At 55.8% G+C, this 19,331-nt stretch carries 15 protein-coding genes; 8 read left to right on the top strand and 7 right to left on the bottom strand.

All coding sequences use genetic code 11. The features are described 5' to 3' along the window. Window positions 1-137: 137 nt before the first annotated feature. The 4 genes from E9531_RS14115 to E9531_RS14130 all read right to left on the bottom strand — a co-directional run bounded on the left by E9531_RS14115 (window position 138) and on the right by E9531_RS14130 (window position 3,004). On the bottom strand, window positions 138-1,004 hold the full coding sequence (locus E9531_RS14115; protein WP_136574417.1) for a PHP domain-containing protein: 867 nt from the start codon (window positions 1,002-1,004) through the stop codon (window positions 138-140). A 46-nt stretch (window positions 1,005-1,050) separates the two neighbouring features. After that, window positions 1,051-1,509, bottom strand: a complete 459-nt coding sequence (gene ybeY / locus E9531_RS14120) for an rRNA maturation RNase YbeY (RefSeq protein ID WP_136574418.1) — start codon at window positions 1,507-1,509, stop codon at window positions 1,051-1,053. Between the two features lie 6 nt (window positions 1,510-1,515). After that, a complete protein-coding gene (locus tag E9531_RS14125; RefSeq protein ID WP_136574419.1) occupies window positions 1,516-1,923 on the bottom strand; it encodes a hypothetical protein in 408 nt (135 codons plus the stop codon). 76 nt (window positions 1,924-1,999) lie between these two features. After that, window positions 2,000-3,004: a PhoH family protein gene (locus tag E9531_RS14130; RefSeq protein ID WP_136574461.1), complete on the bottom strand. Its 1,005-nt coding sequence runs from the start codon at window positions 3,002-3,004 to the stop codon at window positions 2,000-2,002. A 219-nt stretch (window positions 3,005-3,223) separates the two neighbouring features. Between E9531_RS14130 and ruvA the strand changes: the two genes are divergently transcribed. From ruvA to E9531_RS17835, 4 genes are read left to right on the top strand one after another with little or no spacing between them, the layout of a single operon-like run. Then, window positions 3,224-3,799, top strand: a complete 576-nt coding sequence (ruvA, locus tag E9531_RS14135) for a Holliday junction branch migration protein RuvA (RefSeq protein ID WP_136574420.1) — start codon at window positions 3,224-3,226, stop codon at window positions 3,797-3,799. Window positions 3,800-3,818: 19 nt separating this feature from the next. Continuing rightward, entirely contained in the window at window positions 3,819-9,872 is a 6,054-nt protein-coding gene (locus E9531_RS14140) for an alpha-2-macroglobulin family protein (protein WP_158291800.1), read from the top strand. A 2-nt stretch (window positions 9,873-9,874) separates the two neighbouring features. Continuing rightward, window positions 9,875-11,563, top strand: coding sequence for a transglycosylase domain-containing protein (locus E9531_RS17830; RefSeq protein ID WP_244610126.1), 1,689 nt, complete (start codon window positions 9,875-9,877; stop codon window positions 11,561-11,563). A gap of 25 nt (window positions 11,564-11,588) precedes the next feature. Further along, on the top strand, window positions 11,589-12,365 hold the full coding sequence (locus tag E9531_RS17835; protein ID WP_244610127.1) for a penicillin-binding protein 1C: 777 nt from the start codon (window positions 11,589-11,591) through the stop codon (window positions 12,363-12,365). A 128-nt stretch (window positions 12,366-12,493) separates the two neighbouring features. On the opposite strand, the gene E9531_RS14150 is transcribed toward E9531_RS17835, so the two are convergent. The 3 genes from E9531_RS14150 to E9531_RS14160 all read right to left on the bottom strand — a co-directional run bounded on the left by E9531_RS14150 (window position 12,494) and on the right by E9531_RS14160 (window position 15,272). Beyond that, complete coding sequence (locus tag E9531_RS14150; RefSeq protein ID WP_136574422.1) at window positions 12,494-13,786, bottom strand: aminotransferase class V-fold PLP-dependent enzyme; 1,293 nt, start codon at window positions 13,784-13,786, stop codon at window positions 12,494-12,496. A gap of 3 nt (window positions 13,787-13,789) precedes the next feature. Further along, window positions 13,790-14,692 carry a transporter substrate-binding domain-containing protein gene (locus tag E9531_RS14155; RefSeq protein ID WP_136574423.1) on the bottom strand — a complete coding sequence of 301 codons (903 nt, stop codon included), beginning with the start codon at window positions 14,690-14,692 and terminating at the stop codon, window positions 13,790-13,792. Window positions 14,693-14,873: 181 nt separating this feature from the next. After that, on the bottom strand, window positions 14,874-15,272 hold the full coding sequence (locus E9531_RS14160) for a heme-binding protein (protein WP_136574424.1): 399 nt from the start codon (window positions 15,270-15,272) through the stop codon (window positions 14,874-14,876). Between the two features lie 478 nt (window positions 15,273-15,750). Here E9531_RS14160 and E9531_RS14165 point away from each other — a divergent pair, with 478 nt between their 5' ends. From E9531_RS14165 to E9531_RS14180, 4 genes are all read left to right on the top strand, one after another. Then, the gene (locus E9531_RS14165; RefSeq protein WP_136574425.1) at window positions 15,751-16,527 is read left to right on the top strand and encodes a DUF2242 domain-containing protein; all 777 of its coding nucleotides are present in this window, start codon (window positions 15,751-15,753) and stop codon (window positions 16,525-16,527) included. Between the two features lie 339 nt (window positions 16,528-16,866). Then, window positions 16,867-18,402, top strand: a complete 1,536-nt coding sequence (locus E9531_RS14170; RefSeq protein WP_136574426.1) for an anthranilate synthase component I family protein — start codon at window positions 16,867-16,869, stop codon at window positions 18,400-18,402. Beyond that, window positions 18,399-18,770 (top strand): chorismate mutase, encoded by a 372-nt coding sequence (locus E9531_RS14175; protein WP_136574427.1) that lies wholly within the window; start codon window positions 18,399-18,401, stop codon window positions 18,768-18,770. Before E9531_RS14170 ends, E9531_RS14175 begins: the two co-directional genes overlap by 4 nt. A 13-nt stretch (window positions 18,771-18,783) precedes the next feature. Next, window positions 18,784-19,320: a hypothetical protein gene (locus E9531_RS14180; RefSeq protein WP_136574428.1), complete on the top strand. Its 537-nt coding sequence runs from the start codon at window positions 18,784-18,786 to the stop codon at window positions 19,318-19,320. Window positions 19,321-19,331: the final 11 nt, after the last annotated feature.

The following is a 19,331-nucleotide window of genomic DNA, read 5'->3' on the forward strand; positions in this document are numbered from 1 at the left end:
CAAAATCATCTTCCAACTTGCTATCACCGTCCAGCTCCCCATCCCATAAAGAACAAAGCACCGAACTCGCGAAGGGCGCAACTATACCGCCATTCCAATCAACAAAAATCAAATCGATGGGAAAATTTTCGAGTTTCTTATTCTTTCCATGCATTCCATACCGGAAGCGCCTGTTTTGGTAGTGGTGGCAGATGGCCCAAATCCCCTGAACCCTCAATCGGAAGATGGAAATCGCTCCCTCGGGAGCCCATTAGTTGCAAGGAAGACGCTAAAGCAGCCAGTCTCTGCATTTCTGCCTCTGATAGACGTGCGCCAGAAACCACCTCAATAGCTTCGCCTCCTAACTGTTTGAAGTGAAGCGCAAGTATGTCCAACTCCCAATCACGCAGATGGTATGCCAAAGGATGCGCTAACACCGCCACGCCGCCTGCCTCACGCACAGCAGAAATTGCCATGCTCATGGCAACCCATTCAGTAGGCACATAGCAACGTTTTCCATCTCCCAGATAATGCTCAAACACGTCTTGCACCGATTGAGCCTGTCCGCTCTCAACCAAATAGCGTGCGAAATGTGGGCGCGTTAAATTCGCTCTTGAGCCAGCCATTTGCAATGCGCCTTCAAACGCGTTTTGAAAGCCTGCCTGCTCCAGTCGATACGCCATTTGCTGCGCCCGATCATCGCGCAACGCGCGGTTGGCATCTACCAGTGATTGAAAAGCGGTATTGCTGGGATCAAACCGCAATGCAACAACATGTAGCGTGCGTCCAGCAAATAAAACAGAGAGTTCAACTCCATGCACATAGGGCAATCGCAAATCTGCAGCCACTTCAGCGGCCTGCGCTTGGCCAGCCAGGGTGTCATGGTCCGTCAACGACCACAACTGCACACCATTGGTTTTAGCTCTCACGGCCAATTCAGCAGGTGTCAGCACTCCGTCAGAAGCAGTAGAGTGGCAGTGCAAATCTGCGTTGAGTGCATCAACAGCGTTGTCTTCCCTAATCATCGGCTGCCTCAATGTTCAAGGTTGTGCGTACCTATTCAATGCCACCCTAGGCTTGATAAGGATTGGCAAAACCCAAGCCTTGCATGATCAGAGTTTCTTCCGCTTCCATTTCTTGCGCATCTGCTTCACTGGTTTCATGATCCCACCCTTGTGCATGCAAAGTACCGTGCACTAATAAGTGGGCGTAGTGCTCCTCCAGCGTTTTGCCTTGCTCGATCGCCTCACGCTCTACCACTGGAGCGCAAAGCACCAAATCAGCCATCACGATAGGCTCAACTGCATAGTCAAATGTCAACACATTGGTTGCATAGTCTTTATGGCGATACTCCCGATTGAGCGTTTGCCCTTCCTGCGCATCAACGATGCGAACCGTGACCTCCCCATCGGCTGCCAACGCATGGCGAATCCAACGCTCAACTTTATGGCGTTTGAGAACCAAACGGTGCTTGGCCGCGTCAGGAAATCGGCCATACTGCAAAGAAAGGGTCAACGTAGGCAATGTCATTTGTGTTTATCCTTGTTGTTGTGCCATAGGGCGACATTGGGTGAGCACCTCTTGTTCAATGGCATTGCGGTGCGCCGCCCGCACACGCAACGCCGCAGCCCCACTTGCATCGACTATCCAGCGGTAATTCTCTTGTGCTCCGCTGGATACATACAGAACGCTCGCCGCCTGAAGGCTTCGCTCAAATTCGAGCGATTGACCATCCCACTGAAGTCTGAGACTGGAGGCGCGCCCTGCAGAGGCCTCTTGATAGCGGGCCAACACCATTTGCGCTCCCGCTGATGCTTGGCACTGGTAATGGGCAACGGTGCTTGACACCGAACCAATACCGGGAGTTGGCGCCTGCCGCACCTTCGCTCCTTGCGAATGAACAACATCAGGCTGCAGTGCCAGCGTTGGTTTCTCAGACGCCATTCCGGAGCACCCCAATGAAACTATGGCTACTGCAACACACAGCGTAGCAAGTCCCGCTCGAACAGGTTGACGCCGCTCACACATTGGGAGTCTCGCCATCTGGATGCTTTTTACGCGTTGCAGCGCCAACTGGCCGAGACGAGCGTGTGGCGGGAGTCACCGCATCGTAGGCATCCACAATCCTTGCTACCAACGGATGGCGCACAACATCTCCGCTATCAAACTCAGTGAATGCGATGCCTTTGACACGCTTGAGAATGTGCCGTGCATCTAAAAGTCCGCTCGCGGCTCCTTTAGGCAAGTCAATCTGACTGACATCTCCCGTGACGACAGCTTTGGCACCAAACCCAATGCGGGTGAGGAACATTTTCATTTGCTCTGGCGTTGTATTTTGCGCCTCATCCAAAATAACAAATGCATTGTTGAGCGTGCGCCCACGCATGAATGCCAACGGAGCGATCTCTAGGGCATTGCGTTCAAATGCCTTCTGCACACGATCAAAGCCCATCAGCTCGTAAAGCGCGTCATACAACGGCCGCAGGTATGGGTCAACCTTCTGCGTCAGATCGCCCGGCAAAAATCCAAGCCGCTCACCAGCCTCGACAGCAGGGCGCGTCAGCACGATACGCTGAACCTGATTGCGCTCCAAGGCATCCACCGCACACGCCACGGCCAGGTAGGTCTTGCCGGTTCCCGCAGGGCCAATACCAAAAGTGATGTCATGGCTGGCAATGTGGTTCAAGTACACCGTCTGGTTGGGTGTGCGAGCGCGCAGATCACTGCGACGTGTGGATAACCGCGCAGATCCATCGGCAGACTCATCCACAGGGCCATCGCCTGCCAGCATCAACTGCACATGGTCAGCCGAAATGGTTTTGTGCGCCATCTCATACAGTGCCTGCAGCACCTCCAAGGCGCGTTCAGCAGGGCGTTTGGCGCCCTCAATTTTGAACGACTCCTCGCGTCGAGAGATGCTGGTTTGCGTCGCGGCCTCAATGGTGCGGATATGCATCTCCATGGGGCCGACTAAATTGGCCAAGCGTGAATTGCTCACGGGAATAAAAGAATGGCGCAAAATCACTGACAAATCAAAAATCCAATCGAGAGAATCTAGAAAGCGCTGCACAAACTTGCCCAACTTATCTCGTAACAATAGGCAATAGCGGCGCAAAAATAATGCCAAAGGGCGACTCTGGCGCAATAATTCGCTGGCCCAAACGGCATAACGGTTAGTACAGCAGAGAAAGTCTCTCAGCTGCGCTCAATGCATAAGCACATTATCGCAACTCTTGGAATCTCCATGATAGGAAAACTCAGCGGCAAACTGGTAGAGAAGGCCCCGCCTCTGGTCCTCATTGACTGCCACGGCGTCGGCTACGAAGTATTGGTGTCCATGAACACGTTCTACAACCTGCCCGCACTGGGAGAATCCTGCAGCGTGCTCACCCATCTGATCGTGCGTGAAGATGCCCATCTGCTCTACGGGTTTGGCACAGCAGAAGAGCGCAGTTGCTTTCGCGAACTCATTAAAGTCTCTGGCCTCGGCCCCAAAACGGCGCTGAGCATCCTCTCGGGCATGACCGTGGCCGATTTAGCCAACGCCATTGCACAGCAAGAACTTGGACTGCTCACCCGCATTCCCGGGATTGGCAAAAAAACCGCAGAAAGACTATTGCTTGAGCTCAAAGGGAAAATTGGCGAACTCTCCAGTGCCAGCGCATTAACCGCTGGGCCAAGCCAGCATGGCGATATTTTGCAAGCGTTGCTGGCATTAGGTTACTCAGACAAAGAAGCCCAACAAGCCCTCAAAGGGCTGGCCGCTGATGTTGGCGTAAGCGATGGCATTAAGCAAGCCTTGCGCGCATTGGCCAAATAAATTCATTCAAAGGGAGACCATGGCTTTACCACTCGCACACCATTTGCGCTGTCTGGCGCTGGGTCTGTCAGCAGCATCGTTGAGCTTTGCGCATGCTGCGACGATTCAATCCATCACCCCATCAGGCCGGGTTTCTGATGCCGTGCAGGTGGTTGTCACCATGCAACAAGCGGCCGTACCGGTAGGTCAACCCACAGCAACGGCACCAGTCGTAGTTCGTTGCAATGGCAACGAAGCGGCGGGCCAAGGGCGCTGGCTGGATGAGCGCCGCTGGGTCTTTGATTTCAACCACGCGATCGCCGGTGGACAGCGCTGTGAAGTGCAGTCCAGTGCTTCCTTCAAAGATCTGGATGGCACCAGCATCTCCCCCGCGAAAAGCCAAACCTTCAACACGGGTGGCCCCAGTGTTGAACGCATTCTCCCCTATACGTGGGACGGCAAAATTGACGAACAGCAACACTTTCTACTGTTTCTCAATAGCCCTGTTGACACCGCCACAATTGCATCGCGCGCTTGGTGCCAAAGCAAAGACGTGGGCGAGCGGATCCCCGTGCGCATCCTCGATGAGAAAGAACACCAATCGCTGCTGGACAACCTGGCATCAGGCTATCAATCCAGCTATGAGGAAGATAGCAATACGCCCTCTATCGCGCTCACGTGCCAGCGCCGTTTGACCGCAGGCAGCGAACTCTCGCTCGTGTGGGGCAAGGGAATTGCTGCTCCCAATGGCTTAAAGACCGAAGAGCAGGACACTTTTGAGTTTGAGGTACGCAGCCCCTTTCAGGCCACGTTCTCATGCGAACGTGAGCAAGCCAGCAAGCCCTGTATTCCAGTCCTTCCCGTCACGGTACGATTGAGTGCTGACGTTGACATGCGCTGGATTGAACAATTCACCCTGCGCAGCGCAGATCAACAATGGCAACCCGTCGTGCAGTCCCGCGATGAGTGGGGCTACGGCGAGGGTGATGACACCACGGTTGCGCAATGGAAAAACAATCCCGCCGCATACGAAGGCCGCTCCTTCAACTGGCTGCGCTTTGATGGCCCGTTCCCCGAGCAAGCCAAGCTCACCCTCACAGTTCCCAAAGAGCTCAAAGACGATGCAGGACGCCCCCTAGACAACGCAGCGGCCTATCCATTAGAAATTTCAATGGCGCCAGCACCTGCGCTGGCGAAGTTCCCTTCCGGCGATTTTGCAGTGATTGAACGCTTCGCGGAAGGCTACCATGAAGATGCCCTCTTACCCATCACTTTGCGCAAGGTAGAAGCGCCACTGCCCATTACCATTTTGCCGGTGCAGTCTGATGCCGACATCATTGAATGGATGTTCCGTACAGAACGCTTGAGCCCTGGCGGTTATGTTGACCGCGCTCAGGCTCAAAGTCTGGGCATTAACAACTTGCCAACTATCAACAGCAACGATCCAGACGAGCGTGAACCTTCGTATGTCGAGACCCGCGCCATTTCATTGCTGGCCCATGTGCAGGGCACTCAAACCCAAACCATTCCCGCTAGCACAGACAATCAAAACCGGGCATCCACCGAAGTGGTCGGCATTCCTCTACAATCGGGTTTCCAAGTGGTAGAGGTGGCCTCCCCTGCCTTGGGAGAATCGCTGCTCAATCCAGAATACGCCAGCAAACGCGTGCTGTACGCACGCACCAGCGTGCTCGTGACCAACCTGGCAGTGCACTTCAAACTGGGCGCAGAAAATGCCTTGGCATGGGTTACCTCGCTGGACAGCGGCCAGCCCGTAGCCAACGCCAAAGTCCAGATCAGCCGCTGCAATGGCGATGTCGTTGCCAATGCCACCACAGACTCAGAAGGCATTGCGCGCTTTGACGATGTAGCGGGCCAACCTAGCGAGTGCCGCCGCGAAGGCTTTTATTGGAATGCCCGTGCCTACATGGTCTCCGCGCGATCTGCCGATGGCAAAGATCTAGGCTTGGTCTGGAGCGACTGGAGCCGTGGCATTGAACCATGGCGTTTCAACGTGCCCACTGCCTCGTTCTACAACAGCAGCCAGGAATCCGTAGCGCACACCGTATTGGATAGAACCTTGCTGCGCGCTGGAGAAACCGTCTCCATGAAGCACTTTCTGCGCACTGAGACACTCCAAGGTTTTGGCTCCCCCACACAGGCTGATTTGCCCCATACCCTCGTGGTGCAGCATATTGGCAGCGGGAAAAAATACGAGCAGGCACTGCAATGGAGCACCTCTGCAGAAGGCGCTGCCAGCGCCACCTCCGAACTCAAGCTCCCCAAGGCCGCCGCACTAGGGCAATACAGCATTACCCTACAAGGGGATCGCTACGACAACAGCTACAGCACCACCAACTTCCGGGTCGAAGAGTTCCGCCTTCCAGTATTCGAAGGCAGTATCGTGCCAGTAGGCAGTCCGCATTTGATCGCAACCGACAGCGTCGACATGAATGTGCAACTGGGCTATGTCAGTGGCGGTGCTGCAGCCAACTGGCCCGTCCAAGTCTCAGCCATGCTGGAGCCCCGTAGCCTACGCTTTGAACATTACCCCAACTACAGTTTTGATGCGCCACAACACAACGCACAAAGTGACTCCGCCGACAGCGAAGGCAGTGATGCCGCTGCGACGCTGGACACGCAACGCAAACGCCTGTTGCTGGACAAAAAAGCGTTGCAACTGAACCAGCAAGGCAATGCCACCGTTACTGTTGCTGGTTTGGCCTCTGCCGTCAACGACCAAGGCAACGGGCTTGCCGATTTGCGGGTTGAGGCCACATTTGAAGACCCTAACGGGGAGATGCAGACCATCACCAGTGTGCGGCCTTGGTGGCCTAGCGATGCGGTTGTAGGCATTGCCACCGACAGTTGGATCTCCGTCAAAAAACCACTGCCTGTGCGTACCATCACACTCAACCCCGATGGCAAGCCACAGGCCAACACCCAAGTGCAGGTCAAGGCCCTGGCACACACAACGTTGACCACCCGCAAACGCATGGTTGGCGGCTTCTACAAATACGAGCACCACTACGAAACCAAAGATCTGGGCACTGTATGTACAGGCCAAAGCGATAGCAGTGGCCGCTTTGACTGCACAGCCAATCTGCAAGAGCCTGGCCAAATTGAGTTGGTCGCCCAAATTCAAGACAGCGCAGGCCGTGCATTTTCGACAGCCACGCAAGTGTGGGTCACGCGTGAGGGTGAAATGTGGTTCGACGGCGAAGCCTCTGACCGCATGGATGTGCTGCCAGAAAAACCTAGCTATGAACCTGGCGAGACCGCCCGCTTTCAAGTGCGCATGCCCTACCGCAAAGCCCAGGCATTGATTGCCGTCGAACGGGAGGGCATTCTGGAAACGCACCTGGTCGAGCTCAGCGGTCAAGACCCTAGCTTCACCCTTAAAGTCGGCGACGCATGGGCACCGAACATGTACGTCAGCGTTTTGGCCGTACGCGGACGTTTGCGCGAAGTACCGTGGTACAGCTTCTTCACCTGGGGCTTTCGCTCCCCAGTCGTGTGGTGGAATGCATGGCGTAACGACACGGGCGAAGCCGTAGCCCCAACAGCCATGGTGGACTTGAGCAAACCGAGCCACCGACTGGGCGTCGCTGCCATCAAGGTCGGCCACGAAGGCCACCGCATCCAAGTCAAACTCAGTGCTGACAAGCCCCGCTACGCCACGCGCGAGCAAGCCACGCTCTCGATTGAAGCCACCTTGCCCAACGGCAAGCCCGCAGCCCATGCTGAAGTTGCTTTGGCGGTTGTCGACAAAGCCTTGCTGGAACTATCCCCAAATACCACCTGGGACTTGTTGGCCGCCATGATGCAGACCCGCAGCTGGGCCGTGCAAACCTCCACAGCCCAAATGGAAGTCCTGGGTCGCCGCCACTATGGCCGTAAATCCGCCCCTGCTGGTGGCGGCGGCGGCAGTGGGGCCGATGGGGCCACGCGCGAACTGTTTGATACTTTGGTGAGTTGGCAGCCGCGTATACAACTCGATGCCAATGGCAAAGCCCAAGTGAAAGTACCGCTCAACGACAGCTTCACGACGTTTCATGCAGCGGCAGTCGTTGACGCTGGTTTGCAATACTTTGGCACAGGTAGCAACGAGCTGGTGGTCGCACAAGACCTGCAACTCATCAGTGGGCTTCCCCCAGTAGTGCGTGAGGGCGACCAATACGACGCACGCTTTACTGTACGCAACAGCACCCCACAAACCATGCAAGTGCAAGTGACCGGGCACTATGGCAACAACACACTCAACCCCACCACCGTGGACATCCCTGCGGGTAGCGCACAAACCGTGCAATGGCGCGTCACTGCCCCCCTGCTGCAAAGCCAGGATCCGCAAGAGACAATGCAATGGACGCTGCAAGCGAGCGCCAGCAACAATGCGCTGAGCGATAGCCTCAGCCTCACTCAAACGCTGTTGCCCGCTGTTCCAGTCACAGTGCGTCAAGCCAGCCTGCGCCAAATCACTGAACCCGTAGATCTGCAAATTGGCATGCCTCAAGATGCGATTGAGGGTCGTGGCCATTTGCAAATTGATGCACAAGCCTCTCTCGGCGGCGACCTGCTACCGGGCCTGAAACGCTGGTGGCAGTGGTACCCCTACGGGTGCCTCGAACAACGGTATGGCAAAGCCATTGGCCTGATGGACAAGGACTTGTTTCAAGCCGTGCATGACGATGTATCCAGCTACTTGGATCAAGATGGTCTGGCATCCTTCTTCCCGCCTCGCTACCCGGACTCTGGCAGCATTTACCTGACAGCACACTTGCTCGCCGTCGATGCGGCAATGCAAACACTGGGCGAAAGCGCCATGCGCCTTGACGAGGATTCACGCAAAACCATGCTGGATGCCCTCACCAATGTGGTGGAAGGTCGACTCGAACGCAAAAACGAAATCGTCCGCAAAGACCGCACCGTTGACCGCCTGTTTGTGGTTTCTGCACTCAGCGCCCATGGAGTGGCCAATACCAGCATGCTTGAAACCATGCAAATTGCCCCGCAGCGCTTGCCCACACATGCCCTGCTCGATTGGTTGCAAGTTCTCAAAACCTTACCAAACATCGCCCAGCACGACGCGCGCATGCAAGAGGTAGAACAAGAGCTGCGCAGCCGTATCATCCAAACTGGGGGCGCAGTGCTCTTTACCACCGAGCGCAGTGACGACTGGTGGTGGATGATGCAAAACGGCGACAGCAATGCCGCACGCCTGCTCCTGTTAACCGCCGACCTGCCAAGCTGGAAAGACGACATGGGCGGCTTAGCAAGCGGGTTGCTGGCACGCCAGAAAAACGGCGCATGGGGCACCACCACGGCCAACACATGGGGCCAGTTGGCCTTGCGCAATTTTGCGCGCCTGCACGAATCTGAAGTAGTAGCCGGCAGCCTGAATGCGCAATTGGCAGGCCAGCAACAGCAAGCCCAGTGGCCAGACCAGCCTGCCGCGACAGGAAGCTCCGCCAGCCAGCCCGTGAACACCAGCACCGACAAACTGCGCATGGACTTTGCTTGGCCTGACGCCATTGCTCGCTTGGGCGACGCGGACAGCGCATCGCGTCTGCACATTGAACAGCAAGGCAGCGGTAAACCTTGGGTAACGATCAGTGCCCTTGCCGCTGTGCCTATTCAAGCACCGGTGTCTTCTGGTCTGCGCGTAGAGAAAACCATCACCCCAGTGCAGCAAGCGCAAGCGGGCCAGTGGCAGCAAGGGGACATTTACCGTGTGACACTGACTGTGCATAGCAACGCCCAAGTTGGCATGACCGCACTGACTGACCCCATACCCACAGGCAGCACCATCTTGGGCACTGGTCTGGGCCGCGATGCGCGTATTGCAGCAGACAGTCAAAGCGATAGCAGCACGTCATCCAACTGGAGCGTGGCGTGGGAAGAGCGCAAGATGGACGCAATGCGTGTGTATTTCTATGGGCTGCCCAAAGGCGCCACCCGCTACCAATACACCGTACGCATGAACCAACCCGGCACGTTCTACCTGCCCCCAACCCGGGCTGAAGCACTGTATATGCCCCAAGTGTTTGGCGAGACACCGAACACCACCATCACCATTGGAGACATGGCGCGTTGACAGTGTTTTCGGCAATTTTAGTGAAGCCTGAAGGTCTGACGCCTGTTTCGCCCAAAAGGCGAAAGCATGCGGCCTGGCCATCTTGGTCACCAACCACGCTGGCCGCGTACCTACTGCTGGCGTGCCTAGGCACGGCGCAAGCTCAAGTGCAGATACCAACAGCACAGCAGGTGGCCACTGCTGCGGGCCAGGAAGCCGACATCCTGAATATACAGACCGATGGAAACGCAGAGCTGCCCAGCTTTGTCCAGGTTCAGCAAACATGGCAAAGCAGTGCACGCTGGTTGCTGGACCGCACCGGCACACGCATCCAGCGTATTCGCACTGACTTCAACGCCCGCCGTGGAGATTGGGTCGCCTTGGCCGATGTTTCGCCCGCCCTGCTGCATGCCGTTTTACTGACCGAGGACAAGCACTTTTACGAGCACAGCGGTGTCGATTGGGGTGCCGTGGGCGCAGCAGCTTGGGGCAACTTATGGAACGAACGCACGCGTGGGGCATCCACCATTACCATGCAATTGGCAGGTCTGCTCCATGAAAACCTTCGCGCACGCGCAGGTGGTCGAAGCTGGGGACAAAAATGGCGCCAGCTCTGGCTCTCCCGAGAACTGGAAGATACATGGAGCAAAGCCCAAATTCTGGAAGCCTACTTGAATCTGGTGCCGTTTCGCGGCGAGATCATCGGCATTGATGCGCTCTCGCGCAGTCTCTTCAACAAAGCCGCGCACGGTCTGGACATGCGCGAAGCGGCCATTGCCGCAGCCTTGCTGCGTGCGCCCAACGCATCGGTTGCGCGCCTCAGTGAAAGGGCCTGCCAGGTGCTACAACAAGCCCAATCGCCATGGGGCAACGACTGTAAAGCCGTAGCCCTCTTCACGGAAGCGGCGTTGCGCAACCGCCATTACGATGCCGAAAGCGGCATCGCACCACACTTTGCCCGCTATGCCATGCGCCAATGGAGTGCGGCACACCCCAACACGCAGCTCCCCGAACAATTGCCCAGCACCTTGGATGCACGCATTCAGACCCATGCATTGCACAGCTTGCAGCTGCACCTGAATGCCCTGCAAGGGCGTAATGTGCAAGATGGGGCTGCCATAGTCCTCGACAACGCCACCGGCAACGTTTTGGCATGGGTAGGCTCTTCTGGTCAGGCTTTAAGCCAAGCAGACCAAGTGGACTCCGTGCTGGCAATGCGCCAGCCTGGCTCTACGCTAAAGCCATTTCTGTATGCACAAGCGCTGGCAGAGCACCGCTTGACAGCGGCATCTTTACTGAACGATTCACCTGCAAAAATCCCCACGCAATACGGCATTTACGCACCAGAGAATTACGACCAAGGCTACAAAGGCTGGGTTTCTGTGCGGCAAGCGCTGGGCAGCTCGCTCAACATTCCTGCCGTTCGCACCTTGCTGATGGTCTCCCCCGAAGCCTTCTCCGCCCAGTTGCGCTTGCTAGGCTTCTCGCTGCCAGAACCTTCGGGATACTATGGCTACAGTTTGGCCTTGGGGGGCGTAGACGTTTCTTTATTGCAACTGACAAACGCCTACCGCAGTTTTGCCAATGGCGGCTTGCGAAGCGACGTACACACACACAACCGAAGCTTCGCCAAACACCCCTTCCGCCCAAGAAACACCAAACGCACCAGCAGAACGCGTTTGGCCAGAAAACGTCGCTTTCCTTGTGGGTGACATGCTCTCTGATCGGCATGCTCGCATGCTCACATTTGGTACAGACAGCCAACTGGCTACGCGTTTCTGGAGTGCGGTAAAAACAGGCACCAGCAAGGACATGCGTGACAACTGGGCCATCGGTTACACGCCCAACTTCACCATTGGCGTATGGGTGGGCAATGCCGATGGCTCGCCCATGCAGGATGTCAGTGGCATTTCAGGCGCAGCCCCAGTCTGGGCTAGCATTGCTGCTTTGATGCATCAAATCGATCCAGCCCCAACGCCGCGCCCCCCTCATGGTCTGGTGCGACTTGCCGTGCAGTATGTCCAAAGTGACTCCGAACGAGAGCACGCGTCTTCAACCGTGGCGACAACGGCCACTTCCGCACAGCCGCGTTTGGTCGAGTCTGGCCGTGATGAATGGTTTATCCCTGGCACCGAGCAAAGCGTCTTCGTTCTGGGGCCATCAGACCCCGCCGAACTGACAACGCCCCCTGCGACTGCCAGCGGCAGCGCAACGCCTCGCATCAGTCAACCGTTGGATGGAACCATTTTGGCTCTGGACCCTGATATTCCACCCGCAAACCAAATGCTGCGCATTGCATCGACAGCCACCGCTGAGACTAGCCACTGGTGGGTCAACAACACCCGTGTCACAGGCTTACGCAATACCCGCTTCTGGTACTGGCCGCCCCAGCCAGGCAGCTACACATTTGAATTGCGCAGCGCAGATGGTCGCACGGTCTTCGACCAAGTGCACATCGAAGTACGTGGCGCGCAGTGGGCCGCGTCAGCATCCACAAACACACACAACCCTTAGTGAACAGGCGACACTCCATACGTATGGGAAGTCGCCTGTTCTCAGTGCTCGCTCACATCAAGCAGCAAGGTGAATGTGGCACGATTTCGCAATAGTGTAAGAACGTGCTTAGGGTGGCAGTCGCGACCTTAAGCAGGTGCAAAGGCCTTCGCAATCTGTTGCGTCACCAGCAAGAACTTTTCCATCTCAGCTTGCGTATGGCAATGCAAAGGCGAGACCCGCACCGCCCCTTCAAGCCCAAACGATTCCAGCATGCGCTTGGAATAAATGCTGCTGGCTACTCGCTCGTACACCGTAACGCCGCGTTTGCCATATTCAATGACCGCTTGTGCACAATCCAAATGCTCAAAGCCCATCGCCAAAATCAGGTCGCGCTTGCTGAGATCAGGGGAGTCTAAAAACACATGCACTCCCGGCATATTGCGCAGCCCCTCTACGCTTTCAGTACCGTTGAGCAAGGTGGCCAGTAACGCCCTTTCCTGCAGTTCAATGTGCGTAATCCCTGCAACAAACTGCGTGCGACGATCGGTGCTATCGTTGAAATGGCTGCCAACCCAGCACACATAATCCACGATCTCGCTCAACACCGCGAACTGCCATGGTGCGCTGCTGCCCAAGTCCCAATACGTTTCGGGCTTGCCTGCCAGCTTGTGGTGCGGTAATGCAGCAGCACGTTCGGAGAGCCAAGAGAAACCCGAACCACGGCAGCCAAAGAACTTGTAGGGCGCGAGGTTGATGCCATCCACAGGCGTTTTCTCTAAGTCGATCAGACCATGGGGCGCATGCTGCACAGCATCTACAACAATATACAAGTCAGGCTTAATCTCGCGCGCACGCTTGACCACGGCCTCCATGTCGACTTTGGCCCCCGATATGTTCGAGGCATAAATCACACTGAGCACGCTGGTTTCTTGGTCAATCAGCGAAACGATAGCATCGACATCAATGCCGCCTGTAACCCTATTGCTTGGAGCCACACGAAGCCCCCTGCCCAAACGCTGGGCATACAGCGCCATCGCATCAAAGGCAGATGGATGCTCCAGCACAGTGGTCACCATGTTGGTTCCAGGCACGTGGTCTGCAATGGCACGCACCATATCAAACATAGCGCCGGAAGCCGTCAGCGATGCATACACACTACCGCCACGGGCATTGAGTACCGTGCGCAGGTCTGCACTGCCTTTGGTTTGGATCGTTTGCAAGTCAACGGCAGCAGCATGGCTACGCTCTGCGTTGTCCGGTATGGCATCGACCTGTGCAAAGCGTTCAATCGCAGCTTTGAGACGCAAGGAGCCTCCTGCATTGTCAAAGTAAAGACGCTCGCGTCCTTGGTGATCGTGTTCGATCCCCAAAAACCGCGCGCGCACTTCACGCATCAATGCATCAGAAAAAGGCAACCCGTTTGGGTATGGCGAAGACATGGTTTAAATACCTTTGTTATTCGGATTGTTGTAGAGGGCGCGGACCGCGTCCGTCATAGGAAAGTGCAAATTGGCGTTTCTGGGAGGAATAGGTGACTCGAACCATTTGGAATAAATCTGCTCGATAGCACCGGACTTCATAAGACCAGAGACAGTTTCGTCAACCAACGCTTTGAACTCTGGATCGTTCTTGCGCAACATGATTCCGTAGGGCTCCTGGCGCAACGATTCATGCGTCAAGATGGTGTATTCGGCTGGGTTTGGCGCAGTGGCGATCATGCCCGCCAATTGCACATCGTCCAATACATATGCGTCTGCGCGACCTGTGGACAGAAGAATAAAGCCATCTGAAGTGTCTTTGACAGCCAATTCTTTGACATCGAAATCGCTGTTCTTGCGTGCAGCGCGCAACAACTGAATCGAGGTGCTACCCGAAACGGTAGCTACCGTTTTCCCATTGAGGTCGGCAAGCGATGTGATCCCCGAGCTCTTTTTGACAGCCGCGGTGATGCTGGTCGCAAAGTGGCTTGGCGCGAAGTCCACTTGCTGCTGGCGTTGGGTGCTGTTGGTAGTGGTTGCGCAATCGAGATCGACCGTGCCGTTTTGCAGCAATGGGATTCGATTGGTGGAATTCAACATGGTGTAACGCACTTCAAGTTTGGGTAACCCCAGCTTGGTCTTCACCGCTTCAACAATTTGCAAACAGATATCGTTGGTAAATCCAATCGGATCGCCACTGGCATCAATTTTGTACGAAAACGGGATTTGGCTATCACGCGCACCAATCTGGATAAAGCCGTTGTCTTTGATTTTTTGCAAGGTTCCACTGTCTTGTGCCGACACCGTACAGCAAAGCGCAGCCATTGCCAGTCCTAGTCCGAGAGAAAGGGGCTTGGAGAGATTCATATCGCGGTCCTCGATTGAAGTGGTAAAGGGGAACTACGTCTGCATCTTCATCCCTGCAATGCATTTCAAAAAGCGATTTTTTTTAATTTAATTTAATGCAAATAAGTGATGTATTGGCACTGCCATAGCAAAAAGAAAGGCAGCACATCCGTGCTGCCTTGTCCGTGCTAATGGAAAACCATTACAGCGCGGCAATCCCTGCCTTGGCCACTTGGGCGTCCTGATCGGACTTGACGCCGGAAACGCCAACAGCGCCCACCACATGACCATCCACCACCACAGGCACGCCACCTTCCAAGAAACCTTGTGCAGGCGCACTCAAAAAAGCGGTACGGCCGTTGTTAATCATCTCTTCATAGCCTTTGGTTTCGCGGCGACCCAATGCAGAAGAGCGCGCTTTTTCAACACAGATGTGCGCACCAATCGGGGCACAACCATCCAAGCGGCGCAAAGCCAGCAGATGGCCACCCTCGTCCACAATCGCAATCGTCACGGCCCAATTATTGGTTGTAGCCTCGGCAACAGCCGCATCCAGCATGCGGTCCACATCAGCGGCTTCTAAGAAAGATTTGGTTTTCATGGCAACAAATTCCTGTTTCAATGAATAGGAGAAAATCTGCTCACGCAAAACATGCGCGAGAAAAAGCGTACACAAAGCACACGTGCCAAACAGGCAACGAACACCCCCATGTGTTGCGCCCAATGATACTGGCAAGGCTCCGGCACTATTGCCGCCAAATCTGTCAAAGCAGCTTTGACCTGACATACAACGCGCCAGTGCCAAGGCAGACATGCACGTCAGCCCATACCTCTCAAGGCGCAAAACGCCTCTACATCCCAAGTACCTTCTGTCGCAACTCCTCACAAATGTGCCATCCAAAGAGGAACCATTGCCCCAGACAGCCATTCCAAGTCCCCCATACTGCGTCGTTCAAGCCAGCAAACGCTAGCCTGAGCCGCGATCGGATAGGATAAGCACTTAGAGCGCAGGCCTCGAATCGGCCTGCTTTTTCTGGTTTTGCCTCTGCGTTGCGCAGTTCATTTGAGCCACCATTGCCATGCTGCTACCCATGCATTCGTTCCGTTTTCTAGCCATTGCTGCCCTGACTTTAGGGCTGGCTGGCTGTGCGTTGACCAGCAAAACATCCCCTTCACTGCCAAGCAGCGTTGCAGAGGCCGCTTTCAGCGAGTCGGACACGTTCTCGCGAACCTATGGCAGTAGCCCTGAGCGCAGTTGCGAGGCAGCCCGGCGTGCATTGCTGAGCCAGGCCTATCTGATGACCGAGGTCGCCCCAACACGCCTTTCAGCGCGCAAAAATTTCCAGCAAAACCGCGACCAGCATTACGAGGTGGAGTTTCACATCACCTGTGTGGCCAACCCTGGCCAATCCAGCACGATTTTCGTCAGTGCGGTTCAGCAGCTGTACGGGCTGCGCAAAACCAATTCTTCAGCCTCCGTTGGCGTAGGCATCCTAGGCTCATTCTCTGTCCCTGTGATGTCTGAAGATGAATCGTTGATCAAAATCGGCAGCGTCACACTTACCAAACCCGATCTGTACAAGCGTTTTTTTGACTTAGTGGAAAACCATCTGGTTGCCATGAGCAGCATGCCAGAAGAAGCCACAGCCAGTGTGGTCAGCAGTCAAGCAACTCCAGCCATCTTGCCTGAAGCCCCCACCACCGCCTCTGCGCCGGCACCTGCAGTCCCCACCCTGGCAACCGAAGATTCACTCAACCCCGGCGCACCAGACCTAACCGATACCGTGCCTATTCCGCAGAAAGCCCTGCAGCAAGAAGTGCCCGAATCCTTGCCGTCAACACCGATGGCGAACTAAGCCAAACAACGCTGCAAAGATCGGCACAGCACAGTCTCCGCACAACATGCAATTTGCTACACTAACGCTATGTTGTTCTTGAGTCACTCATGCGCCCCGCGCGCAGGCCGCCATCGCCAAGGAGCTTGGCCCTGGCGTAAGCCAGTCTATTGAATCACTCCTCCCGCGCTTTTGGGCGTGCGTGCCAGGTACGATCTGCGCTGACTGTGCCTTCGGCAAAACGACCTCTCATGGCCTAAAGCCCCATCTTGATACGTTGGGGTAACCTAGGCCACTCAAGACCCATTCGTCAAACACAACACCCTTCGTATTTGGCGACAACCATACAGAGTAACGACCGTGATCAGCGAACTGGAATTTCAAAGCCTTGCCCGCGAAGGCTACAACCGCATTCCTTTGATGGCTGAGGCCTTTGCCGACCTCGAAACGCCACTGTCCCTCTACCTGAAGTTAGCCCATACACAAGACGGCGGCAAAAACAGCTTCTTGCTGGAATCTGTCGTTGGTGGTGAACGTTTTGGGCGCTACAGCTTCATTGGTCTACCAGCACGTACGTTGCTACGCAGCAGTGGCTTTGGCGTTCATGCCAAAACCGAAGTGCTCACCGATGGCCAAGTTGTTGAGACCTCCCACGACAATCCGCTGGACTTCATTGCGCAGTACCAACAGCGCTTCAAAGTTGCCTTGCGGCCTGGCATGCCACGCTTTGCTGGCGGCCTGGCTGGCTACTTCGGTTATGACACCGTGCGCTACATTGAGCGCAAACTCGATAACAGCTGCCCGCCTGACGATCTAGGTTTACCAGATATTTTGTTGCTGCAAACTGAAGAAGTGGCCGTCATCGATAACCTGTCGGGCCGCCTGTACCTGCTGGTGTACGCTGATCCCAGCCAGCCAGAAGCCTACAGTCGCGCCAAGCGCCGCCTGCGTGAATTGCGCGAACGCCTCAATACCAGCGTGGTGGCTCCCGCCATCAACGCCAGCGAAAGCCACCAGCCCGTGCGCCACTTCGCCAAGGCCGATTACCTGCAAGCCGTTGAACGCGCAAAAGACATGATTGCGGCCGGTGAATTCATGCAAGTGCAAGTAGGCCAGCGCATTGAGCGCACTTACACACAAAGCCCGCTCTCACTGTATCGCGCGCTGCGCTCGCTCAACCCCAGCCCCTACATGTACTACTACAACTTCACCGGTGCCGATGCACAGCCTGGTCAAGCTGGGAGCGACTTGTTTGTTGTGGGCGCAAGCCCTGAGATTCTGGCGCGTCAGGAGCGCACCGATGAAGGGCAAAAAATCACCATCCGCCCTTTGGCCGGTACACGTCCACGCGGCGCTACGCAGGAACTGGACAAGGCCACAGAGCAGGAACTGGTTGCTGACCCGAAAGAACGCGCAGAACATGTCATGTTGATTGACCTGGCCCGCAACGACATTGGTCGCATTGCAGAAATTGGCAGTGTCAAAGTCACTGAAGCTTTTGCCGTCGAGCGTTACAGCCATGTCATGCACATTGTCAGCAACGTGGAAGGCATTTTGCAGCCCGGCCTAGGCGCGATGGACGTACTCAAAGCCAGTTTCCCAGCCGGCACGCTCTCTGGTGCACCCAAGGTCCATGCCATGGAATTGATTGACGAGCTTGAACCTGTCAAACGCGGCCTGTATGGTGGCGCCTGTGGCTACCTTAGCTACGCAGGAGATATGGATGTCGCCATTGCCATCCGCACTGGGGTGATCAAGAACCAGACGTTGTATGTACAGGCCGCAGCAGGTGTGGTTGCCGACTCCATCCCAGAAATGGAGTGGCGCGAAACAGAACACAAGGCGCGTGCACTGCTGCGCGCAGCCGAATTGGTTGAAGAAGGATTTGACTCATGAGCACGAACGCCCCCACTGCCCCCATACAAGCATGCGAACAAGCCATTGGCAAAACCGTGCATTGCAAAGACATGACAGAGGTACGCCAGCACGTTGACGCACTAGATGATATTTTGGTGCCCTTGCTGGTAGAGCGCGGCGGCTACATGACCCAAGCGGCACGCATCAAAGCAACCCAAGCGCAAGTACGCGATGAAGACAGGATTGAATTTATCGTAGCGCGTGTACGCGAACGTGCAGCCCAAGAAGGCGGTCAGCCCGATGTGATCGAAGCCATCTACCGCAGCATGATGGAGGCTTACATCGCCTACGAACACAAAGAGTTTGACCGATTGCGTGACAACACGCGTGGTGAGCAAAACGTTTAATCAAAGGCGCCTCATGCACCTGCATCCTTCCCAACCGCCCCATTCCAAAGTTCCGCGCCGCCATGCCTTGCAGACACTGGGGGCCTTGGTTGCAGCGCCATGGCTACTCAGCGCCTGCCAGTCACAGCCCGAAACGGCGGAGGAAGGCAGTCAACCGGTAGCGCCAGCGCCCCATCATGATCCGCTCGCCATTGATTGGCTTGCGCTGAATGAGGCGCTGGGCCAATACCCTCACCAAGCGCCTTTTCTGGAGCAATCAGCCATTACTGCGCGCTTGACCAGTTTGCTGGGCAAAGACGGTTATGCCGCTGCAATGCAGAATCTTCAAGTCAGCGGCCCATTGTCTGTTGAAGGCAGCGTATTTTTCATTACAGGCAATCGTGCCCACCAAGGGGGTGTGGAGGCAGTTGCCATTGCCTTGGATGAAGCCAGCAACCGCATTCGTGTCTGGCTATTGCAAAGCGGGCAAACCCGCTCTTTTGCAGAACAAGACACCACCTTCGCCTGGCCACGGGATGTCCAAATCATGATAGGCAATGCCCAACTTTAGAACGTATTCAC

The organism is Lampropedia puyangensis (assembly GCF_004833285.1).
GTDB classification, from domain to species: Bacteria; Pseudomonadota; Gammaproteobacteria; order Burkholderiales; family Burkholderiaceae_C; genus Lampropedia; species Lampropedia puyangensis.